The 24,854-nt window shown below is 65.5% G+C and carries 17 protein-coding genes, 2 tRNA genes and 3 pseudogenes; 16 read left to right on the forward strand and 6 right to left on the reverse strand.

Features of this window, described 5'->3' with window-relative positions:
- The first annotated feature begins 394 nt into the window (after nucleotides 1-394).
- From purM to GTH33_RS14210, 4 genes are read left to right on the forward strand one after another with little or no spacing between them, the layout of a single operon-like run.
- Nucleotides 395-1,507 (forward strand): phosphoribosylformylglycinamidine cyclo-ligase, encoded by a 1,113-nt coding sequence (purM, locus tag GTH33_RS14195; RefSeq protein WP_163958950.1) that lies wholly within the window; start codon nucleotides 395-397, stop codon nucleotides 1,505-1,507.
- Between the two features lie 48 nt (nucleotides 1,508-1,555).
- A complete protein-coding gene (gene purN, locus GTH33_RS14200; RefSeq protein ID WP_166753117.1) occupies nucleotides 1,556-2,059 on the forward strand; it encodes a phosphoribosylglycinamide formyltransferase in 504 nt (167 codons plus the stop codon).
- The gene (locus tag GTH33_RS14205; protein WP_163958952.1) at nucleotides 2,056-2,433 is read left to right on the forward strand and encodes an MmcQ/YjbR family DNA-binding protein; all 378 of its coding nucleotides are present in this window, start codon (nucleotides 2,056-2,058) and stop codon (nucleotides 2,431-2,433) included. The genes purN and GTH33_RS14205 overlap by 4 nt, the downstream gene beginning before the upstream one ends.
- Nucleotides 2,430-3,023, forward strand: a complete 594-nt coding sequence (locus GTH33_RS14210) for a hypothetical protein (RefSeq protein WP_163958953.1) — start codon at nucleotides 2,430-2,432, stop codon at nucleotides 3,021-3,023. Before GTH33_RS14205 ends, GTH33_RS14210 begins: the two co-directional genes overlap by 4 nt.
- Here the strand turns inward: GTH33_RS14210 and GTH33_RS14215 are convergent.
- Nucleotides 3,020-4,294 (reverse strand): methyltransferase family protein, encoded by a 1,275-nt coding sequence (locus GTH33_RS14215; RefSeq protein ID WP_208403974.1) that lies wholly within the window; start codon nucleotides 4,292-4,294, stop codon nucleotides 3,020-3,022. The two genes, GTH33_RS14210 and GTH33_RS14215, sit on opposite strands and share 4 nt — an antisense overlap.
- A 111-nt stretch (nucleotides 4,295-4,405) precedes the next feature.
- On the opposite strand from GTH33_RS14215, the gene GTH33_RS14220 reads away from it, so the two are divergent.
- Nucleotides 4,406-4,479 (forward strand) — tRNA-Gly (locus GTH33_RS14220).
- A gap of 439 nt (nucleotides 4,480-4,918) precedes the next feature.
- Here the strand turns inward: GTH33_RS14220 and GTH33_RS14225 are convergent.
- Nucleotides 4,919-5,004, reverse strand: a tRNA-Tyr gene (locus tag GTH33_RS14225).
- A gap of 206 nt (nucleotides 5,005-5,210) precedes the next feature.
- On the opposite strand from GTH33_RS14225, the gene rlmB reads away from it, so the two are divergent.
- Nucleotides 5,211-5,954, forward strand: a complete 744-nt coding sequence (gene rlmB / locus GTH33_RS14230; protein WP_163958954.1) for a 23S rRNA (guanosine(2251)-2'-O)-methyltransferase RlmB — start codon at nucleotides 5,211-5,213, stop codon at nucleotides 5,952-5,954.
- A 56-nt stretch (nucleotides 5,955-6,010) separates the two neighbouring features.
- On the opposite strand, the gene GTH33_RS14235 is transcribed toward rlmB, so the two are convergent.
- On the reverse strand, nucleotides 6,011-6,328 hold the full coding sequence (locus GTH33_RS14235) for a 2Fe-2S iron-sulfur cluster-binding protein (RefSeq protein ID WP_163958955.1): 318 nt from the start codon (nucleotides 6,326-6,328) through the stop codon (nucleotides 6,011-6,013).
- Nucleotides 6,329-6,385: 57 nt separating this feature from the next.
- On the opposite strand from GTH33_RS14235, the gene GTH33_RS14240 reads away from it, so the two are divergent.
- The 10 genes and pseudogenes from GTH33_RS14240 (at nucleotide 6,386) to GTH33_RS14285 (ending at nucleotide 21,648) form a co-directional block, all read left to right on the forward strand.
- On the forward strand, nucleotides 6,386-7,021 hold the full coding sequence (locus GTH33_RS14240) for a DNA-3-methyladenine glycosylase family protein (RefSeq protein WP_163958956.1): 636 nt from the start codon (nucleotides 6,386-6,388) through the stop codon (nucleotides 7,019-7,021).
- A 153-nt stretch (nucleotides 7,022-7,174) separates the two neighbouring features.
- A pseudogene (locus GTH33_RS14245) lies at nucleotides 7,175-8,502 on the forward strand (Nramp family divalent metal transporter).
- Nucleotides 8,503-8,579: 77 nt separating this feature from the next.
- Nucleotides 8,580-11,039 (forward strand): glycogen/starch/alpha-glucan phosphorylase, encoded by a 2,460-nt coding sequence (locus GTH33_RS14250; protein WP_163958957.1) that lies wholly within the window; start codon nucleotides 8,580-8,582, stop codon nucleotides 11,037-11,039.
- Nucleotides 11,036-13,201 (forward strand): 1,4-alpha-glucan branching protein GlgB, encoded by a 2,166-nt coding sequence (glgB, locus tag GTH33_RS14255; protein ID WP_163958958.1) that lies wholly within the window; start codon nucleotides 11,036-11,038, stop codon nucleotides 13,199-13,201. The genes GTH33_RS14250 and glgB overlap by 4 nt, the downstream gene beginning before the upstream one ends.
- A 31-nt stretch (nucleotides 13,202-13,232) precedes the next feature.
- Entirely contained in the window at nucleotides 13,233-14,495 is a 1,263-nt protein-coding gene (glgC, locus tag GTH33_RS14260; RefSeq protein ID WP_163958959.1) for a glucose-1-phosphate adenylyltransferase, read from the forward strand.
- A complete protein-coding gene (glgA, locus tag GTH33_RS14265) occupies nucleotides 14,492-15,925 on the forward strand; it encodes a glycogen synthase GlgA (RefSeq protein WP_163958960.1) in 1,434 nt (477 codons plus the stop codon). The genes glgC and glgA overlap by 4 nt, the downstream gene beginning before the upstream one ends.
- Nucleotides 15,922-17,541, forward strand: coding sequence for an alpha-D-glucose phosphate-specific phosphoglucomutase (locus GTH33_RS14270; RefSeq protein ID WP_163958961.1), 1,620 nt, complete (start codon nucleotides 15,922-15,924; stop codon nucleotides 17,539-17,541). Before glgA ends, GTH33_RS14270 begins: the two co-directional genes overlap by 4 nt.
- 68 nt (nucleotides 17,542-17,609) lie before the next feature.
- Nucleotides 17,610-19,402, forward strand: a pseudogene (locus GTH33_RS14275) (glycogen debranching protein).
- Between the two features lie 39 nt (nucleotides 19,403-19,441).
- The gene (locus GTH33_RS14280; RefSeq protein WP_163958962.1) at nucleotides 19,442-20,074 is read left to right on the forward strand and encodes a TetR/AcrR family transcriptional regulator; all 633 of its coding nucleotides are present in this window, start codon (nucleotides 19,442-19,444) and stop codon (nucleotides 20,072-20,074) included.
- Nucleotides 20,041-21,648, forward strand: coding sequence for a choline dehydrogenase (locus tag GTH33_RS14285; RefSeq protein WP_163958963.1), 1,608 nt, complete (start codon nucleotides 20,041-20,043; stop codon nucleotides 21,646-21,648). The genes GTH33_RS14280 and GTH33_RS14285 overlap by 34 nt, the downstream gene beginning before the upstream one ends.
- A 71-nt stretch (nucleotides 21,649-21,719) precedes the next feature.
- Here GTH33_RS14285 and GTH33_RS14290 read toward each other — a convergent pair whose 3' ends face one another.
- The 3 genes and pseudogenes from GTH33_RS14290 to odhB form a co-directional block, all read right to left on the reverse strand.
- Nucleotides 21,720-22,058: a GCN5-related N-acetyltransferase gene (locus GTH33_RS14290; protein WP_163958964.1), complete on the reverse strand. Its 339-nt coding sequence runs from the start codon at nucleotides 22,056-22,058 to the stop codon at nucleotides 21,720-21,722.
- Nucleotides 22,058-23,461: a dihydrolipoyl dehydrogenase gene (gene lpdA, locus GTH33_RS14295; protein WP_163958965.1), complete on the reverse strand. Its 1,404-nt coding sequence runs from the start codon at nucleotides 23,459-23,461 to the stop codon at nucleotides 22,058-22,060. Before lpdA ends, GTH33_RS14290 begins: the two co-directional genes overlap by 1 nt.
- A gap of 132 nt (nucleotides 23,462-23,593) precedes the next feature.
- Nucleotides 23,594-24,825 (reverse strand): annotated as a pseudogene (gene odhB / locus GTH33_RS14300) (2-oxoglutarate dehydrogenase complex dihydrolipoyllysine-residue succinyltransferase).
- Nucleotides 24,826-24,854: the final 29 nt, after the last annotated feature.

Genomic DNA, 24,854 nt, shown 5'->3' on the forward strand with positions numbered 1-24,854 from the left:
CACCACGAAGCTCGTGCGAATAGGAAGAGACGGCTCAGACCCTCCTTCCACCGCCACTATATACCTGCAATCCAACCAATAACGCTTCGATCGTCATCGCCTCCGGGACCAGCGGCTCACCACGATCGCCCCCCCACACCGAGCCACAGCAGCGATAACCGCTGTCCTACACGCCGCCGCCACCCTACATCGTCGCCATGCCCTCGGCCCCCGCCCGCTCCGTCCACCGCACCTGCGGGAGCGTGCGGGGGTGCGTTTCGACGGTGACGTACCGTCAACTTCGGCAACTTCCGCACGCGAATCATCCCGGCATCGGCAACCCGGCGCCATCCCCGCCCCCGCTGCGCGGTTCGGCATTGCCAGTGTCGCCGCGGGATCGTAGCAGGCTGGCCGGATGAGCAACCCGCCCTCCTCATCCGCCAGCCCGTCCTACACCTATGCCGATGCCGGCGTGTCGATCGCCGCGGGCAACGCGCTGGTCCGCGCCATCGGCCCCCTCGCCAAGGCGACGCGGCGGCCCGGTGCGGATGCGGAACTGGGCGGGTTCGGCGGCATGTTCGACCTGAAGGCGGCAGGGTTCGTCGATCCGCTGCTGGTGGCGGCCAACGACGGCGTCGGCACCAAGCTGAAGCTCGCGATCGAATGGGACCGGCACGACGGTGTCGGCGTCGACCTTGTCGCGATGTGCGCCAACGACCTGATCGTGCAGGGCGCCGAACCGCTGTTCTTCCTGGATTATTACGCGACCGCCAGGCTCGACAACACCATCGCCGAACGCGTCGTGGCCTCGATCGCGGAAGGGTGCCGCCAGGCGGGCTGCGCGCTGATCGGCGGCGAGACGGCAGAGATGCCGGGCATGTATGCGGACGGCGATTACGACCTGGCGGGCTTCTGCGTCGGCGCGGTCGAACGCGACCGGGTGCTGACCGGGCGGGACATCGGTGCCGGCGACGTGATCCTCGGCCTCGCCTCGTCGGGCGTCCATTCCAACGGGTTTTCGCTCGTGCGGCGGCTCGCCGCCGATCGCGGCTGGCGGCTCGACCGGCCGGCCTTGTTCGATGCCGACCGGCTGCTCATCGACATCTTGATGGCGCCGACCCGCATCTATGTCGCCAGCCTGCTGCCGCTGCTGCGCGCGGGCCGGATCAAGGGGCTGGCGCACATCACCGGCGGCGGCCTGCTCGAAAACATCCCCCGCGTGTTGCCGGGCGATGCGCATGCGGTGGTGGATGCGGACGCATGGGAACAGCCGCGGCTGATGGCGTTCCTGCAGGCGCAGGGCGCCATCGAACCCGAAGAAATGGCGCGCACGTTCAACTGCGGGATCGGCATGGCGGTGATCGTCGCCGCGGATCAGGCAGAGGCGGTCGCCGCGGCGCTGCGCGAGGCGGGCGAGACGGTGCACACGATCGGCCATGTCGAGGCCGGAGTGCGCGGCTGCACCGTCCGCGGTCCGACCGAGACGTGGAGCGCGCGAGGTGACTGGACCGCGACGCATGCCGGCTGATCCGCGGTGAAGACCGTCGGCATCCTCATCTCGGGCCGCGGATCGAACATGATGGCGCTGGTCGATGCGGGCATTCCGGTGGGCCTCGTCGCCTCCGACCGGCCCGATGCGCCGGGCCTCGCCTGGGCGAAGGACCGCGGGATCGCGACCATCGCGCTCTCGCCCCGCGGCATCGGCAAGGCCGCCTATGAAGCGCAGGTCGACGCGGCGCTGCGCGAGGCGGGGTGCGAAGTGGTCGCGCTCGCCGGCTATATGCGGCTGCTGTCGGACGCGTTCGTCGGCCGGTGGCGCGACCGGATCGTCAACATCCACCCCTCCCTGTTGCCCAAGTACAAGGGGCTAGACACCCACGCGCGGGCGATCGCGGCGGGCGATACGGTGGCGGGGTGTTCGGTGCACGTCGTCACCGAGGAACTCGACGCGGGTGCCCTGCTCGGCCAGGCCGAAGTGCCGGTGCTGCCGGGCGATGGACCCGACACGCTGGCCGCGCGCGTTCTGGAGGCAGAGCACCGACTGTATCCACGGGTGCTGAAGGAGTTCGCCAGCCGATGACCGCCGAAACCGCCGCCTCCCCCGCGCTGGCCCGCATCCGCGAGATCGCGCTGCTCCTCCCCGAGGTCGAGGAACGGCCGAGCCACGGACAGGCGACCTTCTTCGTCGCGGACCGGCAGTTCGCGCAGGTGCGCGAGAACCATCACGGCGACGGGCTGAGCGTGGTCTGCGTGCGCACCAGCGGCAGCGACGAACAGGCGATGCTGATCGAGGCTGCGCCCGATACCTATTCCATGCCCGCCTATCTCGGGCCGTCCGGCTGGGTCGCCCTGACGCTCGCCGGCGATCCCGACTGGACGCTGGTCGAGGACCGGATCGCCCGCAGCTGGGAACTCGCCGCACCGCGCCGCCTGCTGGAGGCTGGCGGGCGATGAGCGAGACATCGGATCAGGCGCAGACGCGGCGGCGCTGGATCACGCTTGCCGAGGTGGTGGCGGTCGCCGGCGTCGTCATCGCCGCGCTGACGCTCTACAGCAACTGGCAGGAACGCCGCGACGCCGCCGCCGACAAGGCGGTCGAACAGGCCAGCGCGACGCGTGACAAGACCCGCTTCCTGTTGCGCGGCACGGTGGCGAAAGACAAACGGTCGATCGCGCTGGTGCGCGAGGAGGCGCATCCGCTGGGCGACATCCGCGTCACCTTCCCGACGGCGCTCGGCGTGTCGCCGCAGGATTCGGTGACCCAGACGATCGATCTCGACTGGTTCGACGATGCGCTGCGCAAGGCGACCGATGGCGGCGAGGACGATCGCACCGGGCGGCTGCCGGTGCTGATCCGCTACACCTATTTCACCGACGACCGGCCGACGACGCGGCAGGCGATCTACGACCTCGTCTGGTCGACCCATGGCCGGGCCGGTCGCAGCCGTGCGGTGGAACTGGTCGACCTGCGCCTGCGTGAAAGCGGCGGCAGCCAGCAGCGGATTGATGCGTTATGGGCCAGGGCGATGCCGAAGGCGCCCTAGCGCGCCACCATCCAGCGAAAGAAGCGCGGCACCGCCCCGCGCCGGCCGATCCATTCGCTATAGGCGCGATAGGCGGGGTCGAGGCCCAGATGACGCTCTTCGGTCCGGGCGCGCCAGTAATAGATGCCGCTCACCACGCCCATCAGCGCGGTCGCGCGGACCGCATCGACGATGCTGCCGGTGGTGAGGATCGGCAGCGTCGACAGCCACCAGAACAGGTTCTTGGACAGATAGGCCGGGTGCCGCGACCAGGCATAGGGACCATGGGTCAGGATGCCGCGATGCGTCAGGTTCGAAAAGCGCAGGCCGAACGCCACGGTCGCCCAGGCATAGATCGCCGTCAGCACGACCAGCACCACACCCCAGATCGCGAGCAGCAGCGGATGGCCGGCGAACCAGTCCGTCCATTCCTGCGTCCCCGGATGATAGTCGAGCGGACCGCCCGCCTCCATCAGGATGAACGGCGGATAGCACATCAGCGCCGCCGTCCATGCCGCTGCGAACGGGTTGGCGCTGCGGATATGCGCATCCAGCGGTCGCAACGTCAGGATATAGCCGACGGTGGCGAAGGCGACATCGATGACGAACATCAGCGCGACCAGCCATTGCGCCAACCGCACCGGATCCCCAAGTTCGGACAGGTCGCTGCGCACGAAACCGCCGAAATTACCCGGCACCACCGCCAGCATGAACGCGAGGAAGAACGCCTTCACCGCCCAGCTGCGCATATGCCCCTGGATCGCGGCGGTCTCCACACCCTCCTGCCCCGTCAGCCAAGCGCCGAGATGCCAGGCTCCGTCGCGCGGCTCCACCAGGTGACGGTCCAGCCAGAGCACATAGGGTATCGCGACGATCGCGACGACCGGTGTCATCCAGCTGAAACACCACATGGCAAAGGCGAAATTGCCCTCCCAATAGAAACGCCCGATGCCATAGATGATCGCGATGCCGCCCCAGGTGACGTAGAGCCCGACGAGCTTGGTCAGGCTGATGTCGCGGGTTTCGGCGATCGGGCGTCGGGCGTTCCAGTCGATACCGGTCGTCGGGCTGCGATGGACCTTGTCGACCAGCAGCGACCAGCCCACCATCGGCAGTCCGCAGGCCAGCAATCCGACCAGCGCCGCATAGGGGCCGTCCATCCCGATCGCACAAGCGACCGCCACCCACGCGAGCAGTCCGGTCAGTCCGGCCACCCCGACGCCATGGCTGACCGCGGAGCGAGGCCGCGGGTCGGCAGCGGCGTGCACGCCGAACGCAGGGTCGTGATACATGCGCACCCTCTAGCGCATGACCGGTAAGCAAGTCGTGAACCATATGGCGGAACGGAACATGCCCTTGCACCCGCTCGCCGGTGACGGTAATGGCCCTGACGCACGGCGTGCGCGGGTATAGCACAATGGTAGTGCAGCAGCCTTCCAAGCTGAATACACGGGTTCGATTCCCGTTACCCGCTCCACCCGGCGTGACTTGGATTGCGATGATGGGTAACCGACCCTCCGCGATACCGAACCCCACCATCGTTCGATGCTGCTGCCCAAGCGCGGCATTCATGACGTCCGCCGCCGTCTATTGGCCCACCTCTTCAGGCTGCTTGGGGGGCACCGAGCGTAGCGATTGCACCCGTTTTATCAGCTTCATGAAGCGACGCAGATCGCGACGTGCTGAGACCGCGCATTCGCGCCGGAATATCACAGCGATCACTCCGGAGACCCGCGGCTTTTGGCTCCGGTGCAAGAAGCTTGTCATCGCCCAGGCTGATCTCGGCGTAATGACGCGGGTTCGAAAAAAGTGACTGTAGAGTCGGCCAACCGACCAACAGATCGTCACCCTCATCGATCAGGATCAGTGCGGACGGATTGAGGTTCGCGCTGCGCCCTTGCCGTCTTGCGGAAAGGTGGTGGACAGGGCTGGATTCGAACCAGCGTACGCTTGCACGGGCAGATTTACAGTCTGCTGCCTTTAACCACTCGGCCACCTGTCCAGATGCGAGTTCGCCGAAGCGAGGCGGCCTATTGGCGAAGCGAAACGCGGCTGTCAACGCACTCCATCGACAAAACACGGGATGGCCGCATCGACAAACGCGTCGACGGCGCAAGGGACCGTCCACTTGCACGATCGACGGCTGCGGCCTAGCAGACCGCCGATGACCTACACCATCCTCCCCGTCGCTCGCAGCGGATCGCGCTGATGGCGCGTCGCGGCCATCGCCCGTCGACGGGTACCGCCAATCGCCCCAAGTTCTGGGGCCGCCATCCGGTGACGGCGGCACTGGACAATCCCAATCGCGTGGTCCGCAAATTGTGGGGAACGCGCGAGGCACTGGCGTCGCTCGACATTCCCTCGACCCTCCCGGTTGTCTATGCCGAAGCGCCCGATCTCGGCCGGCTGGTGCCGTCCGATGCACCGCACCAGGGGCTGGTAGCCGAAGTCGAACCGCTCGAGGAAATGTGGCTCGCCGACCTGCTGATGGAGGGTAAGGACGATCGTCGCCCGCTGGTCGTGCTGGATCAGGTGACCGATCCGCACAACGTCGGTGCGATCCTGCGGTCGGCGGCTGCGTTCGATGCGCTCGGCATCGTGACGCAGGACCGCCATGCCCCGCCGGAGAGCGGCACGGTGGCGCGCTCTGCATCGGGCGCGCTGGAGACGGTGCCATGGTGTCGGGTCGTCAATCTGGCGCGCGCGCTGGAAGACATTGCGGAGGCGGGCTTCTGGCGCATCGGCCTGACCGGGCATGCCGATCAGACGCTGGCGCAAGCCATGGGTGGCCAGCGCATCTGCATCGTGCTGGGCGCAGAGGGCGAAGGCATGCGCCAGAACACCGAAGCGCATTGCGACGAACTCGCCAAGCTGCCGATCAGCGGCAAGGTGGAAAGCCTGAACGTCTCCAACGCTGCCGCGATCGCCCTCTATGCCGTGGCGGCCCGTTAGGATGAGGCCACCCCCCGGCGCATGATCCGGGGGGCACCGAAAGCGAAACGTCCGCCTTAGTCTTCGCCTGCAATCGTCACACGCAGGCCATCCAGCGCATCGGTCATCGGCAGCTGGCATGACAGACGCGACGTCGCGTTACGCTGGTCGCTCGAATCGAGCAGATCATCCTCGTCCGGACCGAGTGCGGGCAGTTTGTCCGCAAATTGCGGGTCGACATGGACATGGCAGGTGGCACAGCTGCAGCAGCCCCCGCACAAGGCCAGCAACTCATCGATGCCGGCATCGCGGATCACTTCCATGACCGAAAGTCCGGCCTCGCCCATGATCTCGCGTTCTTCCCCCTCGCGCGTCACGACGATAAGCTTGGGCATGATATTCTCCGCTGAAGTTGTCGCCGGCCATGCCGTGCCGAACCGCAAGGATCAAGCATGGGACTGAGCGCAGAACAGATCCGCGCGGCGATGGATGCGCTTGCCATCGCAGAACCCGCGTTCGCCGCCGGTCTGGCGCGCGTCGGCTATCCTCCACCCCGGCTGCGCGAACGCGGCTATGCGACCCTGCTGCGCACGATCCTGGGCCAGCAAGTCAGCGTCGCGTCCGCTGCCGCGGTCTATCGCAAGCTGGAAACGCTGGTCGGCGACCCCGGCGATCCACACACGATCCTGGCGGCCAGCGACGAGACATTACGCGCGGCCGGACTGTCGCGGCAAAAGGCGAGCTACGCCCGCAGCCTTGCCGAAGAGGTGACGAGCGGCCGGCTCGACCTGACGGCTCTGCCCGCCGACGATGAAGAGGCGATCGCACAGCTGGTGCGCGTGAAGGGTATCGGCCGCTGGTCGGCGGAAATCTACCTGCTGTTTGCCGAGGGACGGCCCGACATATGGCCGGCTGGCGATCTGGCAGTGCAGATCGAGGTCGGTCGCCTGCTCGGCCACGACACCCGGCCCAGCGAGAAACTGACCCGGCAATTGGCCGAAGCATGGCGCCCGCACCGCGGCGCCTTGGCGATCTTCACCTGGCATCATTACGGTGCGGGACCCGACGTGGATGCCGCACCGGTCTAGCCCCGATTGCCCCGACCCTATCGCCCCCATGTCATTGGGAAATCGGGTGGGCATGCGTTTGCAACGGATTTGATCGGCCCCTCCTCGCATCGGCCCATCATATCCGCGCTTTTCCCTTTGCCCCGATAGCAAGCTTCCGCCACAGGTGCGGATATGCCGCCAGCTTCGCCGACGACAGTCCTTTCCGCCGATTCCCGCCCCGCCTCGCTGATAGGCAGCCACCGCAGCGTTTCGGTACCGACCGGGGGATCCGGGTGGCGGCGCCTCGGGGCCTTCATGGGGCCGGGTTTCCTCGTCGCGGTCGGCTACATGGACCCCGGCAATTGGGCGACCGACATCGCCGGTGGCTCCGCCTTCGGCTATACCTTGCTGTCGGTCATCCTGCTGTCGAACCTGATGGCGATCGTGCTGCAGGCCCTGTCCGCGCGGCTCGGCGTCGCAGCGGGCCTCGATCTGGCACAGGCCTGTCGCGCTTATTACAGCCGGCCGGTGTCGTTCGGCTTATGGGTGCTGGCGGAAATCGCGATCATCGCCTGCGACCTCGCCGAAGTGCTCGGCACAGCGATCGCGCTGAAGCTGCTGTTCGGCGTACCGCTGGTATGGGGGTGATCGTCACCGCGCTCGACGTATTCCTCATCCTCGCGCTGCAACGCTACGGTTTTCGCAAGATCGAAGCGTTCATCCTTGCGCTGCTCATCATCATCGCGGGCTGCTTCGCCTTCGAACTGTTCTATGCCCGGCCCGACATGGGCGCCGTACTGACGGGGTTGATCCCGACACCGGGAATCATTACCGACCCCGCCAAGCTGTACCTCGCGATCGGCATCCTCGGTGCGACCGTCATGCCGCACAACCTCTACCTGCATTCCTCGATCGTCCAGACCCGCGCGTTCGACCGGAGCGATACCGGCAAAGCGGAGGCCGCGAAGTTGGCGACGATCGACAGCACGATCGCGCTCGGCCTCGCCTTCTTCATCAACGCCGCGATCCTGATCGTCGCCGCTGCGGTCTTCCACACCGCGGGCAGAACCGAGGTGGCGGAGATCGATGAGGCGTATCGCCTGCTCGCGCCGATGATGGGTGTCGGCGCCGCGAGCGTGGTGTTCGGCGTCGCGCTGCTGGCATCGGGGCAGAACAGCACCATTACCGGGACGCTCGCCGGACAGATCGTCATGGAAGGCTTTCTCAATCTGCGGTTGCCGGTGTGGCTGCGACGGATGGTGACGCGGCTGCTCGCGATCGTACCCGCGGTAATCGTCGTCGGCGCCTCGGGCGATAGCGGGGCCACGCAATTGCTGGTGCTCAGTCAGGTCGTGCTCAGCCTCCAATTGCCGTTTGCGGTCGTGCCGCTGGTATTGTTCACCGGACAATCCAGGGTGATGGGTCGCTTCGTCAGCCCGATGTGGCTGCGCGCGACCGCGTGGCTCATCGCCGCCGTCATCATCGGCCTCAACGTCACTTTGCTGTTCGGCATGCTTTAATCCCGATCCGGTCGATTTCGACCGGTGACAATTGGCGCAGGCCGTCGTTTACTCCCGCCACCTTCCCCTATCCCCGGATGCATCGTGACAGACAGCCAGATCGCCGCTCCCCGACCGCACCCGCCGCTACCGTCCCCGCCTCGACCGCCCTTGCCTCTGCCATAGTCGACACGCTGGTTCACCGGATCGGCAAGGACGCGCAGGCCGCCCGACCGCACGACTGGCTGGCGGCGACGATCTTCACGCTGCGCAACGAGATCATCGAACGCTGGATGGAATCGACGAAAGCGGCGCACGCCGCGGGTGCCAAGCGGGTCTATTATCTCAGCCTCGAATTCCTGATCGGCCGACTGCTGCGCGACGCCTTGTCGAACCTTCGCCACGACGACGAAGTCGCCGAAGCGCTGGCGACGCTGGGCGTCGACCTTGCCCAGATCGAGGAGATCGAGCCTGACGCCGCGCTGGGCAACGGCGGCCTCGGCCGGCTGGCGGCATGCTTCATGGAAAGCCTCGCCAGCCTCGACCTGCCCGCCTACGGTTATGGCATCCGCTACGTGAACGGCATGTTCCGCCAGCGGCTGGACGACGGCTGGCAGATGGAGCTACCCGAGAACTGGCTCGCACACGGCAATCCGTGGGAGTTCGAACGCCGCGAGAGCGCTTATTTCGTCGGCTTCGGCGGGGAAGTGACGAGCGCCGCCGAGGGGCGGGTCCACTGGTCGCCTGCCGAAGCGGTAGAGGCGGTCGCCTTCGATACGCCGATGGTCGGCTGGCGCGGCAAGCGGGTCAACACGCTGCGGCTGTGGAATGCTCGCGCGTTCGACCCGATCAAGCTCGATCAGTTCAATGCCGGTGATTTCAAGGGCGCGCTCGATGGCCAGTTGCGTGCGGAAACGCTGACCCGCGTGCTGTATCCGAACGACAGCACACCTGCTGGACAGGAATTACGCCTTCGGCAGGAATATTTCTTCTCCTCCGCCTCGATCCAGGACATCGTCCGTCGCCACGTCCAGTATTTCGGCGATATCAGGACGTTGGCGGACAAGGCGGCGATCCAGCTCAACGATACGCATCCGGCAGTTGCGGTCGCTGAACTGATGCGCATCCTGACCGACTTTCATGAACTCCCGTTCGACGTGGCGTGGGACATCACTCGCGCGACCTTCGGCTACACCAATCACACATTGCTACCCGAGGCGCTGGAAAGCTGGCCGTTGCCGCTGTTCGAACGGCTGCTGCCCCGCCACATGCAGATCGTCTATGCGATCAACGCTAAGCTGCTGCGCGAGGCCAGCAAGGTAGAGGGCATCGACGGTCGCGCGATCGCCGCGATCAGCCTAATCGACGAAGGTGGCGAACGACGCGTACGCATGGCCAACCTCGCCTTCGCCGGCAGTCACAGCGTCAACGGCGTCGCCGCCTTGCACACCGAACTGATGAAGAAGACGGTCTTTGCCGATCTCCACCGCCTCTATCCCGACCGGATCAATAACAAGACCAACGGCATCACGCCGCGGCGCTGGCTGCAACAGTGCAACCCCGGCCTCACCGCACTGCTCGGCGAGGCCATCGGTCCCGATTTCCAGGACGACGCCGCCAAACTGACCGCGCTGGTCCCTTTCGCAGACGATGCGTCATTTCGGGAGCGTTTCGCAGCCGTGAAGCGTTCCAACAAGGTGACACTCTCGACCTATATCAAGGAAAGCATGGGCTTGACGCTCGACCCTGACGCGATCTTCGATATTCAGATCAAGCGTATTCACGAATACAAGCGGCAGCTGCTCGGCATTATCGAAACGGTCGCTCTCTACGATCAGATCCGCAGCCATCCCGAACGCCGGTGGACGCCGCGCGTCAAGCTGTTTGCCGGCAAGGCGGCGTCCAGCTATCACAACGCCAAGCTGATCATCAAACTGGCGAACGATGTCGCCAAGCGGATCAATGCCGACCCGGCCATCGGCGACCTTCTGAAGGTCGCTTTCGTACCGAACTACAACGTCAGCATGGCGGAGCGGATCATCCCAGCCGCCGACTTGTCGGAACAGATTTCGACCGCCGGGATGGAGGCGTCCGGCACCGGCAACATGAAGTTCGCGCTCAACGGCGCCCTGACGATCGGGACGCTGGACGGCGCAAATATCGAGATCAAGGATCACGTCGGCGACGACAACATCTTCATTTTCGGGCTCACCGCGGACGAAGTCGCAGAGAAGCGGGCCGGCGGCTATCGTGGACGTGATGTGATCGCAGGTTCTGCCGAACTCGCACAGGCCGTGAATGCGATCGCTTCCGGCGTATTCTCTCCCGACGATCCGAGCCGTTACAAAGGGTTGATGGACGGCCTGTATGACCATGACTGGTTCATGCTGGCCGCCGACTTCGATGCCTATGCCGCAGCGCAACGCGATGTCGATGCCAAATGGAACGACGCAGATTCGTGGGGGCGATCAGCCATACTCAACGTCGCCAATATGGGCTGGTTCTCGTCCGACCGGACGATCGGCGAATATGCCAAGCAGATTTGGGGTGTCATGTGAAACCACCGCCTGGCGCCATCGCCGCCCTTCTCGACGGGCGCCACGACGATCCGTTTTCCCTCCTTGGCGTGTTCGCCGGGCCGGGCGGCACGTTCGCCCGGACGTGGATACCGGGCGCCGAGACTGCGGAAGCCTACGATCTCGCGGGCGTCTCAATCGGCTTACTGTCGCAGGTCGGTACGGACGGGTTGTTCGAAGGCGTGGTCGCCGGTGCACCCCAGCCGGTGAAATACCGGGCGCAGGGCTATGGCGCCGAATGGTGGGTCACCGATCCGTACAGCTTCGGTCCGGTACTGGGTCCGACCGACGATCACCTGATCGCCGAGGGTTCCCACTTCCGCCTGTACGACAAGATGGGCGCGCATCTGATCGAACACGAGGGTGCGTCGGGCGTGCATTTCGCCGTATGGGCGCCGAACGCCCAGCGCGTTTCGATCGTCGCCGACTTCAACGACTGGAATGCGGCGCGCCACGTCATGCGGCGCCGAAACGATGTCGGCGTGTGGGAGATATTCATCCCCGACATCGGCGCCGGTCGCAGCTACAAGTTCGCGATCGTCGGCCCGGACGGCAGGATGCAACCGCTCAAGGCCGATCCGTTCGCCTTCGCTGCCGAATTGCGTCCGAAGACCGCGTCGATCACCACCGCGCCGCCCACTCACGTCTGGGGCGACGACTCGCATCGCGAAACCTGGGCAAAGGTCGATCCGCGCCGCGTGCCGATGAGCATCTACGAAGTGCACGCCGGCAGTTGGGACAGGGACGACAACGGCTGGTATCTGTCGTGGGACGCCCTTGCCGACCGCCTCATCCCCTATGTCGTCGATCTGGGCTTCACCCATATCGAATTCATGCCGATCAGCGAGCATCCCTATGATCCGTCATGGGGCTACCAGACGACCGGCCTCTACGCACCATCGGCACGGTTCGGCGATCCGGACGGCTTTGCGCGGTTCGTCGACGGGGCGCACCAAGCCGGGATCGGCGTGCTGCTCGACTGGGTGCCGGCGCATTTCCCGGTCGATGCGCATGGCCTTGCCCGCTTCGACGGCACCGCGCTGTACGAACACGAGGACCCGCGGCTTGGCTTCCACCCCGACTGGAACACCGCCATCTACAATTTCGGGCGGCGCGAAGTCCGCTCGTTCCTTATCAACAACGCGCTGTTCTGGCCGGAACGCTACCATGTCGACGGCCTGCGCGTGGATGCGGTCGCCTCGATGCTGTACCGCGACTATAGCCGCGAGGCCGGCGAATGGATTCCCAACGAGCAGGGCGGACGCGAGAATTGGGAGGCCGTCGGCTTCCTCCGCGACATGAACCGCGCCGTCTACGGCAAGCAGACGGGCGCGTTCACCATCGCCGAAGAATCGACCAGCTGGCCGGGCGTCTCAATGCCTGCGTTTGAAGAAGGGCCACGGCAGAATCTCGGCTTCGGCTTCAAGTGGAACATGGGCTGGATGCATGACACGCTCCAGTATTTCGCCCGTGAGCCGGTGCATCGCCGCCATCATCATGGCGAGATCACCTTCGGTTTCGTCTATGCCTTCGACGAAAATTTCGTCCTGCCGCTCAGCCATGACGAGGTCGTGCATGGCAAGGGTTCTCTGCTCACGAAGATGGCTGGCGACGATTGGCAGCAATTTGCCAATCTGCGCGCCTATTATGCCTTCATGTGGGGCTATCCCGGCAAGAAGCTGCTGTTCATGGGGCAGGAGTTCGCCCAGCGCCGGGAATGGAGTGAGGACCGCGCGCTCGACTGGCAATTGCGCAATTCTGCTGCGCACGAAGGTGTTCGTAAACTCGTTCGCGAACTGAACCGCGTGTATCGCGACACGCCGGCGCTGCATGCTCGCGACTGTGAGGCGGAGGGGTTCGAATGGCTGATCGGCGACGATGCGACCAATTCGGTATTCGCCTGGTTACGCAAGGCGCCTGGTACGAGGCCGGTTGCAGTTATCGCCAACCTGACGCCGGTCGCGCGCGCACCCTATCGCGTGCCGCTGCCGCATGACGGGCGCTGGCGTGAGATCATCAATTCCGATGCCCATGACTATTGGGGATCGGGCTTGGGCAATCTGGGCGGTGTCGAGGCGAAAAACGGTGCGGCATGGGTGACGCTGCCGCCACTTGCCACGGTGATGCTGGAATACGACGGCTGAAACGGCCGGTGAGGATAACAGGAGGGTGCGAATGGTAGACAGAAGAGGACAGCCGCTGTCGCGCGACGCGATGGCATACGTGCTGGCCGGCGGACGCGGTAGCCGCCTGATGGAACTGACCGACACCCGCGCCAAGCCCGCGGTCTATTTCGGCGGCAAGAGCCGGATCATCGATTTCGCCCTGTCGAACGCGATCAATTCGGGCATCCGGCGCATCGGCGTGGCGACGCAATACAAGGCGCATTCGCTGATCCGTCATCTGCAGCGCGGCTGGAACTTCCTGCGTCCCGAACGCAACGAAAGCTTCGACATCCTGCCCGCATCGCAGCGCGTCAGCGAATTCCAATGGTATGAAGGCACCGCGGATGCGGTGTTCCAGAACATCGACATCATCGAGGCGTATAACGTCGAGTATATGGTGATCCTGGCGGGCGATCACATCTACAAGATGGATTACGAGATCATGCTCCAGCAGCATTGCGACAGCGGTGCCGACGTCACCGTCGCCTGCATGGAGGTGCCGCGGATGGAGGCGGTGGCATTCGGCGTGATGCACGTCGACGAAACCGATCGCATCATCGATTTCGTCGAAAAACCCGCCGATCCGCCGTCGATCCCCGGCCAGCCCGACACCGCGCTCGCCAGCCTCGGCATCTACGTGTTCCGCACCAGATTCCTGATCGAGGAATTGCGCCGCGACGCCGATACGCCGGGATCGGCCCGCGATTTCGGCAAGGACATCATCCCCTATCTGGTGAAGCACGGCCATGCTCAGGCGCATCGCTTCTCCGCCAGTTGCGTGCGCACCAGCGAGGAGCCCGCCGCCTATTGGCGCGACGTCGGCACCGTCGATGCCTATTGGGAGGCGAACATCGACCTCACCGATATCATCCCGCAACTTGACGTCTACGACCACGAATGGCCCCTGTGGACCTATTCGGAGATCACGCCGCCCGCCAAGTTCGTGCACGACGAGGACGGTCGCCGCGGGTCGGCGGTGTCCAGCCTCGTATCCGGAAACTGCATCGTGTCGGGATCCTCGATCCAGCGTAGCCTGCTGTCGACAGGCGTCCGGGCGCACAGCTTTTCCTCGCTCGATGAGGCGGTTGTCCTCCCCTATTGCCACATCGGCCGCAACGCGCGGCTGAAGCGGGTGGTGCTCGACCGCGGCGTCGTCATCCCCGACGGCCTCGTCGTCGGCGAGGACCCCGATCTCGACAGCCGCCGGTTCCGCCGCACCGACAAGGGCATCTGCCTGATCACGCAACCGATGATCGACCGCCTGCAATCGTGACGTCGGCCGCGCCGCTCAAGGTCCTGTCGGTCGCGTCCGAGGCGTTCCCGCTCGTCAAGACGGGCGGCCTTGCCGATGTCGTCGGCGCGCTGCCCGGTGCGTTATCGCCCCACGGCGTTGCGACCACCACGCTTATCCCCGGCTATCCCTTGGTGGGCAGGGCGGTGAAGGGGGCGAGGGTCGTTCATCGCTGGACGGACTTGATGGGGGTGGAGGCGCGTCTGCTCTCCGCTCGGCTCGGCACGCATCCCCTGCTGGTGCTCGACGCCCCTGCCCTGTTCGCACGCGCGGGCGGATTATATGGCGCGGACGACGACTGGCATCGCTTTGCGGCATTGTCGCGCGCGGCGGCAGACGTCGCGGACGCCATGCGCTTCGACCTGCTGCACGCGCACGATTGGCAGGCGGCGATGGCGCCGGCCTACCTTCGCTATCGTGCGGCCGGAAGCCGCCCGATTCCCAGCGTGATGACCGTCCACAACATCGCCTTCCAGGGACAGTTCGATGCGGAGGTTTTCGCCGAACTCGATCTGCCCGATGCGGCCTATGGAATAGACGGGGTCGAATATTATGGCGGCGTCGGCTTCCTGAAGGCCGGGCTTCAATCGGCCGATGCCATCACCACCGTCAGCCCGACCTATGCCGCCGAAATCCGGGAAGGCCGGTTCGGGATGGGACTGGAAGGGTTGATCGAAACCCGTCGTGACCATGTCCAGGGAATCGTCAACGGCATCGATCCGGCTGTCTGGAACCCGGACAGCGATCCAGCCCTTCCCACGCGCTACACCGCCCGCGCGCTCGGCCGGCGCAAGCTGAACAAACGCGGTGTGGAGGCGATGTTCGGCCTGGACCGGGGCGACGGACCGATCTTCACCGTGATCAGCCGCCTGACGTGGCAAAAGGGCATGGACGTCTTGGTACGATGCCTCGACGAACTCGTCATGCTCGGCGGCCGACTGGCGCTGCTCGGTTCCGGCGATGCCCATCTCGAGGCGGCATTCCTTGCGGCGGCGGCGCGCCATCCCGGCCGCATCGGGGTCACGATCGGCTATGACGAGCCGCTCTCCCACCTGTTGCAAGGCGGGGCCGATGCCATTCTGATCCCGTCCCGATTCGAACCATGTGGTCTGACGCAGCTCTATGGCCTCGCCTATGGCTGCGTGCCGATCGTCGCGCGAACCGGTGGCCTCGCGGACACCGTGATCGATGCGAACGAGGCAGCGCTGGCAGCCGGCGTCGCTACCGGCTTCCAGCATGGCGAGACCGACTATCATACGCTCGCGCACGCGATACGCCGCGCCATCGCCGCCTATGCGCGACCCGACCTTTGGTGCACGATCCAGCGTAACGGGATGCGTGCCGACTTTTCATGGGCGCAAAGCGGTCGCCGCTACGCCGATCTGTACAAGAGCCTGACAGGAACCGCATGACCCGCACCGTCCCGACGACGCCCTACACCGACCAGAAGCCCGGCACGTCCGGCCTGCGCAAGAAGGTGAAGGTGTTCCAGCAGCCCAATTACGCGGAGAACTTCGTCCAGTCGGTGTTCGACGTCATCGACGGCAAGGCCGGTGCGACGCTGGTGATCGGTGGTGACGGGCGTTACCTGAACCGCGACGTCATCCAGAAGGCTATCCGCATGGCCGCGGCGAACGGTTTCGCCCGCGTCGTCGTCGGCCGCGGCGGACTGCTGTCGACACCGGCTGCCAGCCACATGATCCGCAGCCGCGGGGCGCTGGGCGGACTGGTGCTGTCGGCCAGCCACAATCCCGGCGGGCCTGACGAGGATTTCGGAATCAAGTACAACATCGCCAACGGTGGCCCCGCTCCCGAACAGGTCGGCGATGCGCTGTATGCGCGAACGAAGACCATCGATCGCTGGCTGACCGTCGACGCGCCGGACGTCGACCTGGATAGCATGGGTGAGGTCGTGGTCGGCGACATGGTGGTCGAGATCGTCGATCCGGTGCAGGATTACGCTGCACTGATGGAGACGCTGTTCGATTTCCCGGCGATCCGCGCCGCCGGACTGACGATGGCATTCGATGCGATGCACGCGATCACCGGCCCGTACGCGACCGAGATCCTCGAACGCCGGCTGGGCTTCGCACATGGCACCGTGAGGAATGGGACGCCGCTGGAGGATTTCGGCGGCCATCATCCCGACCCCAATCTGGTCCACGCCCACGCCCTGTACGAGACGATGATGGCGCCGGATGCGCCGGATTTCGGTGCGGCGTCGGACGGGGATGGCGATCGCAACCTCATCATCGGACGCCACCGTTTCGTCACGCCATCGGACAGTCTCGCCATGCTCGCCGCCAACGCGCACCTCGCGCCGGGCTATGCCGACGGGCTGCGGGGGATCGCCCGGTCGATGCCGACCAGCGCCGCGGCCGATCGCGTTGCGCAGCGGCTCGGCGTGCCGATCTATGAAACGCCGACCGGATGGAAGTTCTTCGGCAACCTGCTCGATGCCGGTATGGCGACGATCTGCGGTGAAGAAAGCGCCGGCACCGGGTCGGATCACGTCCGTGAAAAGGACGGATTGTGGGCGGTGCTCCTGTGGCTCAACATCCTGGCGGCACGCGGTCAGTCGGTCGATGGAATCGCACGCGACCATTGGGCGACCTATGGCCGCAATTATTATGCCCGCCACGATTATGAGGGCGTCGACACCGAAACCGCCGACGCGTTGATGACCGCATTGCGCGGTGCACTCGCCGCTCTTCCGGGCAGGACGGTCGCGGGGCTGACGATCTTCACGGCGGACGACTTCGCCTATACCGACCCGACCGATCAATCGGTCAGCAGCCATCAGGGCGTGCGCATCCTGTTTGAAGGCGGCAGCCGCGTCGTGTTCCGCCTGTCCGGTACCGGCACGACCGGCGCGACGCTGCGCGTGTATCTGGAGCGCTACGAACCAGCCGGGGGCGACCTCGACCGCGATACGGGCGATATGCTGGCGGATATCGTCGCTGCGGCTGACGAAATTGCCGGCATCGTCCGCCATACCGGCCGTCATGCCCCGGACGTGGTGACCTGATTCCGGCAGACCCGCCGGGCCGTCCCGCCCCGTCCCGATCGCCGATGTGGATTTCGGAGAACGACGCAATGCACGGCGAACACCCGCCCCACGTCCCGCTCGGCGCTTGTGCCGATGCGACCGGCACCCGTTTCGCCGTGCGCTCCGCTGGTCGGGTTACCTTGTGCCTGTTCGACGGGGACGTCGAACATCATGTCGCCATGTCCGGAACGGATGGTATCTGGACGGTCTCGCTACCCGGCGTGCGCCCCGGCCAGCGATACGGCTATCGCGCGGCGTCGGATGCGGCGAAACTGCTGATGGACCCGTATGCGGTCGAACTCGATCGTCCGTTTCGCTATGATCCGCAGCTTGGCGAACCCGGCGCAGACACCGCAGGGCTGGTGCCGTGGGCGATCGTGCCGCCGCCAACCTCGCCAACAACACTCGCGCCGCCGCTCTTCACCCCGGGGGGTCTGATCTACGAACTCAACGTCCGCGGCTTTACGCAACTGCATCCCGACGTGCCGGTGGCGCAGCGCGGGACGGTGGCGGCGCTTGCCCATCCGGCGGTGATCGCTCACCTGCAACGACTGCGGGTGGCAGCGGTCGAATTGATGCCGATCGTTGCCTGGATCGATGAACGGCATCTTCCCCCCTCGGCCTCACCAATGCCTGGGGGTATAATCCGGTCGTGCCGATGGCGATCGATCCGCGTCTCGCGCCCGGCGGCGTTGCCGAGTTGCGCGACACCGTCGCGGCACTTCGCGCGGCAGGCATCGGCGTGATCCTCGACCTGGTGTTCAATCACACGGGTGAAAGCGACGTTCATGGTCCGACGCTGTCGCTACGGGGCTTCGCCGATCGGATATACTATGCCCGCGCCGCCGACGGTACGCTCATCAACGACACGGGCACGGGCAACACACTCGATTTCGCGCGGGCGGAGGTAAGGGACCTGACACTCGCCAGTCTGCGGCACTTCGCCGCCTTGGGCGTGGACGGCTTTCGCTTCGATCTGGCGCCAGTGCTGGCGCGTGGTCCCGGTTTTCATGCCGACGCCCCGATCTTCGCGGCCATTGCGGCGGACCCGCTGCTGGCGGACCGCGTGATGATTGCGGAGCCGTGGGACATCGGGCCCGGCGGCTACCGGCTCGGCGCATTTCCCGCCGGATGGCTGGAATGGAACGATCGCTATCGCGACGACGTCCGCCGCTTCTGGCGCGGCGACGGCGCGATCGGTGATCTGGCGACCCGATTGGCCGGCTCGGATGATGTCTTCGGCGCCGGTGACACCCGCACCGTCAACTTCCTCGCCGCCCATGATGGCTTCACCCTGGCGGATACGGTCGCCTATGCCGAGCGGCACAATCACGCCAACGGCGAAGACAATCGCGACGGCCATGGCGAAAACCTCAGCTGGAACAACGGCGTCGAGGGACCGACCGACGATGCCGTGGTGCTTGCCAGGCGTGCCCGGGACGCGCGCGCGCTGCTGGCGACGCTGTTCGCTTCGCGCGGCACGATCATGCTGAGCGCCGGCGACGAATTCGGCCGCAGCCAGCGCGGCAACAACAATGCCTATGCGCAGGACAATGCGATCAGCTGGGTCGATTGGGACCGGCGCGACCGCAGTTTGGAAGCGTTCGTCGTGGCCTTGGCAGAATTCCGCATCGAGAACGAGCTGAACGACGACGGTCCTTACGCCGCGTCGCAATGGTGTCGGCTAGACGGCCAGGCGATGTCCGCAGCCGACTGGAAGGCGGCGGACGGCTTCGAACTACGCCTTCCACGAGCCAGTGGCTATGTCGCTCTGCGCGTGGACCGCTCGTCGCGTAGCGTCTCGCTGTTGGCCGTCACCGGCGTACGAAGCGAAGACTGATCCCCTTTACCGCGTCCTCCTGCCGGCATAACGTTCGTCATGGCGAGAAGCGATCCGGCGACAGCGCGCTCCACCGACCTGTCGCCGCGCGACTGGTTGGAGGCGGGTCAATCCCTGCTCCGCCGCGGTGGTCTGCGCGCCCTCAAGCTGCGCCCGCTGGCCAGCGAACTGCGCGTCTCCACTGGCAGCTTCTACCATCACTTCGCCGATTTCGACGGCTATCAGGGTCATCTCGCGGACTATTTTGCCGGAACGCAGATCGCCGAATTGATCGATGCGATCACAAGGGCGGAGGTGAACCCCGTGGGCCGCATCCGTTTGCTTGCCGAGGTGGTGCGGCGGCGTGGCATGTCGCGACTGTCGATCGCGATGCGGGCATGGGCCGAGAGCGACGTCCGCGCCCGCCTGGCTGTCGAGCGACATGACGACCAGGTCATCGGCTTTCTCGCGACCTGCCTGCAAACAAACGGCTTCGCACGTCATGACGCGATGGTTCGCGCCTATGCGCTAATGACCCTGGGGCTTAGCAAGGTTCATGCGCCCGAACTCGATCGCACCACGCTGATGGAAGAGATGATCGCGCTTCTTTGCCATCCGACCCCCGATACGACGGCCGATATGGCCGCGCAGGAGAGACCATGCCTCAGCGGAGCTTCGACTATATCGTCATAGGCGGCGGATCGGCCGGATGCGTCCTTGCCTCACGCCTGTCCGAAGATCCTGCGGCATCGGTGCTGCTGATCGAGGCGGGCGGCAACAACCGCGAATTGCTGGTGCGCATGCCCGCAGGCGTCGGTGAGCTCATCAAATCCAAGAGCAAGCACAATTGGGGATTCTGGACGGCGCCCGAACCGCATCTCGATGGCAGACGGCTCTGGTGGCCGCGTGGACGGGGTCTGGGTGGAAGTTCCGCGATCAATGGCATGATCTATTCGCGCGGCCACCCGCGCGATTATGATCGCTGGCGGCAAACCGGGCTTGCGGGATGGGGCTGGGACGACGTCCTGCCCTATTTCCGCAAGTTGGAAAGCCACCATCGTGGCGGTGCCTTACATGGCGTATCCGGTCCGCTGCGCATTTCGCCGGGCGAAAGCACCAGTCCGTTCAACACCGCCTTCATCGAAGCGGGGCGACAGGCGGGATATCCGGTCACCGACGATTTCAACGGCGCCCGGCCCGAAGGTTTCGGACCCTATGACCTCACCATCGGGGATGGCCGGCGCTGGACGGCAGCGGAAGCCTATCTGGCGCCCGCCCTCGCCCGCACCAATCTGACCATCGCCACCAACGCCCGCACGACCCGGATCAGGGTCGAACACGGCCGCGCGGTCGGTGTCGACTATGCGATCGGTCGGACGCTTCATCAGGCGGATGCACGCGCCGAGGTGTTGCTTGCCGCCGGCGCGGTACAATCGCCACACCTGCTGCAACTTTCCGGCATCGGCGCCCCCGAACGGCTGCGAACGGCGGGCGTTGCGCCGATCCACGATCTGCCCGGCGTCGGCGAAAACCTGCAGGATCACCTCGATGTCATCATGAACTGGCGCAGCCGGGGATTGCGGACGGTGTTCAGCGAAGTGAAGGGCCTTCGCCAATTGGGGGTCGGTCTGCGCTATGCCCTTACCGGCAAAGGCGTTGGACGGCAGAACTTCCTTGAGGCCGGCGCATTCATCCCGTCACGTGAGGGCCTGGACCATCCCGACATCCAGATCCACGCCGTCCTGGCGATCATGCGGGACCACGGCAAGACGAAGGCGACCGAAGACGGCTTCTCCCTGCACCTGTGCCAATTGCGACCCGAGAGCCGTGGCCGCATCGGCCTGCGATCGGCCGATCCGCTCGATGATCCACTGATCGAGGCAAACTACCTTGCGACGCCGGAGGACCGCCGCGTGCTTCGTCAATCGGTGAAGATCGGGCGCGATATCGCCGCACAAGCGGCACTAGACCCCTATCGCGACGCCGAGCTTGCACCGGGCGCCGCGATTCGCAGCGACGACGACATCGATGCCTGGGTCCGTGCGACTGCCGAGACGATCTATCACCCAGTCGGGACATGCCGGATGGGCAACGATCGCAATGCCGTCGTCGACGCTTCGTTGCGAGTGCGCGGCGTGGACAGGCTACGCGTCATCGACGCATCCGTCATGCCCACCCTGGTGAGTGGCAACACCAACGCCCCAACGATCATGATCGCAGAGAAGGCAGCGGACATCATCCGCGGCGACGGTTGCATCGCCACCTGATCGTTCGCTTTGGCGGCCCTCGTCGCTGCCGCTTCGTTTCAGGCCATCTAACCGTCCCCGCCGCCGATGCCTCAGTCGACCAAATGCCGGGTCTTCCGAGCGCGTCGCCAGTCGAGCGACTGCCTGTTCAAACCATCCAGGTCACCCCTGCCGGCTGCCAGGCTGCGCCCCAGATCAACCGCTTGGGCGAGAAAGTCCGTCGCAATGAACCGGTACGCCGGCCGCTTGGTCACGACATCGTACCATACGTCGCCAACCGCCGTGTCCAGCAATACCCGTTGAAAGCAATGATCGGCACGGATCGGCCACTGCCGCGCCCCAGCCAGAGCGGGCAAAACCCGCCGGGTGAGGTCCAGCCATTCAGCCTCCAGTGCGGCGCGGTCCCGATCCAGTCCCGCACCCGCCGCCATCAGATATGGATCGGTTTGCCGGTTACCGCCATCGCCGCTTCCTTGATCGCCTCGGAATGCGTCGGGTGGGCATGGCAGGTATAGGCGATGTCTTCCGACGTCGCACCGAACTCCATCGCCTGCGCGGCTTGTGCGATCATCGTGCCGGCGACGCTGGCAATGGCCCAGACGCCGACGACGCGATCGGTCTTCGCGTCGGCGATGATCTTCACGAAGCCATCGGGCTCATGGTTGGTCTTGGCACGACTGTTCGCCATCATCGGGAATTTGCCGACCTTGACCTCGCCGTTGGCCTTGGCAGCTTCTTCCGTCAGGCCGACGCCGGCGAATTCGGGCATCGTGTAGACGACGCTCGGAATGATGTCATGGTTCACGATCCCGGTCAGGCCGGCGATATTCTCGGCGACCGCGATGCCCTCGTCCTCGGCCTTGTGAGCGAGCATCAGGCCGGGTGCGACGTCGCCGATCGCCCAGATGCCGGGGACGGCGGTGGCAAAATCATGGTCGATCTCAACCTGGCCGCGACCATTGACCGACAGGCCAGCTGCCTCAAGGTTCAGGCCGTCGGTATTGGGCTTGCGGCCGATCGCGAGCAGCACGCAATCCGCCTCGATCGTCTGCGACTCGCCGCCAGCGGCAGGCTCGACCGTCAGCGTCGCGGCGTCACCCGACACGGCGACACCCGTGACCTTGGTCGACAGCTTGAATTCGAGGCCCTGCTTCTTGAAGATCTTCTGCGCTTCCTTCCGAACGTCACCGTCGAAGCCGGGCAGGATCTGGTCGAGATATTCGACCACGGTCACCTTAGCGCCAAGGCGGCGCCACACGCTGCCAAGCTCCAGCCCGATCACGCCGCCACCGATCACGACCAGATGCTGCGGCACCTTGGGCAGTTCCAGCGCGCCGGTGCTGTCGACGACGACCTTCTGATCGACCTCGACGCCAGGCAATGGTGTTACGGAAGAGCCGGTGGCGATAACGATGTTCTTTGCGCGCACGGTCTTGCCGGCGACCTCGACGCTGTTCTTACCGGTGAAGCTGGCGCGGCCCTTCAGCCATTCCACCTTGTTCTTCTTGAACAGATATTCGATGCCGCCGGTCAGCTGCTTCACCGCGTCGCGGCGCTGGCCGTGCATCGTATCGAGGTCCAGCTCGACGCCGGTCGCCTTGACGCCCATCTTGGCCATCGCGCCGTTTGCCAGCGCGTCGTAATATTCCGATGCGTGCAGCATCGCCTTCGACGGGATACAGCCGACGTTGAGACAGGTACCGCCCAACGTCTCGCGCGCCTCGGCACAGGCGGTTTTCAACCCCAGCTGCGCGGCGCGGATCGCGGCGACATAACCACCGGGGCCGGCGCCGATCACGAGGACATCATAGTCGTACTGCTGTTCGTCAGCCATGGTCTTCTCCGTTCCCAGGCGGAGGCCGGGGTCCAGTTGCGAGGCGGCATATGGTGAGCGCCGCGCCCGTTTACATCGGCCTTCCCGACAGGGCCCCGGCCTCCGCCGGGGAATAGGCCTGTTCTCAGCGAATTAGAGGTCGATCAGGATGCGCGTCGGGTCCTCGATCGCATTCTTGAGCGCGACGAGGAACGTCACCGCCTCGCGGCCGTCGATCAGACGGTGGTCGTAGCTCAAGGCAAGGTACATCATCGGGCGCACCACGACCTGACCGTTCACCACCACCGGGCGATCCTCGATACGGTGAAGGCCGAGCACCGCCGACTGCGGCGGATTGATGATCGGGGTCGACATCAGCGATCCGAACACACCGCCGTTGGAGATCGTGAAGGTGCCGCCCTTCATTTCGTCCATCTTCAACGTGCCGTCCTTGGCGCGCTTGCCGAAATCGCCGATCGTCTTTTCGATGCCGGCAACGGTCAGGTCCTGCGCATCGCGGATGACGGGGACGACGAGGCCGCCCGGCGACGACACCGCGACCGAGATGTCGGCATAATCGTGATAGACGATCTCGTCCCCCTCAATCGAGGCGTTGACGGACGGAATGTCCTTCAGCGCCATCGTCGCGGCCTTCACGAAGAAGCCCATGAAGCCGAGGCGGACGCCGTGCTTCTTCTCGAACAGGTCCTTGTACTTGGCCCGCGCCTCGATGACCGCGGTCATGTCGACGTCGTTGAACGTCGTGAGCATCGCAGCGGTGTTCTGCGCTTCCTTCAGGCGCTTGGCGATCGTCTGGCGCAGACGCGTCATCTTGACGCGCTCTTCCTTGCGGCCGCCCGTGGGGCGGCGGGGGCAGGCGCGGCGGCCGGCGCCGGGGCGGCGGCAGGCTTCGAGGCGGCGGCGGCGGCGACGTCTTCCTTGGTGATGCGGCCGTCCTTGCCGGTGCCGGTGATCGAAGAAGGATCAAGGCCATATTCGAGCACGGCGCGGCGCACCGATGGCGACAGCGCCGCGGGCGATTCGCTCGATGCTTCAGGCTGAGCGGCCGGCGCCGGCGCGGCGGCAGGTGCCGCTGCCGGAGCAGGCGCCGCTGCAGCAGCCGGCGCTGCGGCGGCAACCGAGCCGTCACCCGCCTCGATCGTCGCGAGCATCGCGCCGACCTGCACCGTGTCGCCGACCTGCACCGCATGCTGGCCCATCACACCGGCGACCGGCGACGGCACTTCCACCGACACCTTGTCGGTTTCGAGGCTGGCGATCGGTTCATCGGCCTTCACGGGGTCGCCGGGCTGCTTCAGCCATTCGCCGACAGTGGCTTCGGTGATCGATTCGCCCAATACGGGGACGGTGACTTCGGTTGCCATCTCTTGCATCCTTCTCCCCGGGGAGGGGG

It is taken from the genome of Sphingomonas insulae (assembly GCF_010450875.1).
GTDB lineage: Bacteria > Pseudomonadota > Alphaproteobacteria > Sphingomonadales > Sphingomonadaceae > Sphingomonas > Sphingomonas insulae.

Bases quoted from the DNA above. Each gene is read 5' to 3' on its own strand.
- GTH33_RS14270 (WP_163958961.1), top strand. From the start codon at position 15,922: ATGACCCGCACCGTCCCGACGACGCCCTACACCGACCAGAAGCCCGGC.
- GTH33_RS14285 (WP_163958963.1), top strand. From the start codon at position 20,041: ATGCCTCAGCGGAGCTTCGACTATATCGTCATAGGCGGCGGATCGGCC.
- GTH33_RS14205 (WP_163958952.1), top strand. From the start codon at position 2,056: ATGACCGCCGAAACCGCCGCCTCCCCCGCGCTGGCCCGCATCCGCGAG.
- GTH33_RS14235 (WP_163958955.1), bottom strand. From the start codon at position 6,328: ATGCCCAAGCTTATCGTCGTGACGCGCGAGGGGGAAGAACGCGAGATC.
- purM (WP_163958950.1), top strand. From the start codon at position 395: ATGAGCAACCCGCCCTCCTCATCCGCCAGCCCGTCCTACACCTATGCC.
- GTH33_RS14215 (WP_208403974.1), bottom strand. From the start codon at position 4,294: ATGTATCACGACCCTGCGTTCGGCGTGCACGCCGCTGCCGACCCGCGG.
- GTH33_RS14240 (WP_163958956.1), top strand. From the start codon at position 6,386: ATGGGACTGAGCGCAGAACAGATCCGCGCGGCGATGGATGCGCTTGCC.
- GTH33_RS14250 (WP_163958957.1), top strand. From the start codon at position 8,580: ATGCATCGTGACAGACAGCCAGATCGCCGCTCCCCGACCGCACCCGCC.
- rlmB (WP_163958954.1), top strand. From the start codon at position 5,211: ATGGCGCGTCGCGGCCATCGCCCGTCGACGGGTACCGCCAATCGCCCC.
- glgC (WP_163958959.1), top strand. From the start codon at position 13,233: ATGGTAGACAGAAGAGGACAGCCGCTGTCGCGCGACGCGATGGCATAC.
- GTH33_RS14280 (WP_163958962.1), top strand. From the start codon at position 19,442: ATGGCGAGAAGCGATCCGGCGACAGCGCGCTCCACCGACCTGTCGCCG.
- GTH33_RS14290 (WP_163958964.1), bottom strand. From the start codon at position 22,058: ATGGCGGCGGGTGCGGGACTGGATCGGGACCGCGCCGCACTGGAGGCT.
- purN (WP_166753117.1), top strand. From the start codon at position 1,556: ATGATGGCGCTGGTCGATGCGGGCATTCCGGTGGGCCTCGTCGCCTCC.
- GTH33_RS14210 (WP_163958953.1), top strand. From the start codon at position 2,430: ATGAGCGAGACATCGGATCAGGCGCAGACGCGGCGGCGCTGGATCACG.
- lpdA (WP_163958965.1), bottom strand. From the start codon at position 23,461: ATGGCTGACGAACAGCAGTACGACTATGATGTCCTCGTGATCGGCGCC.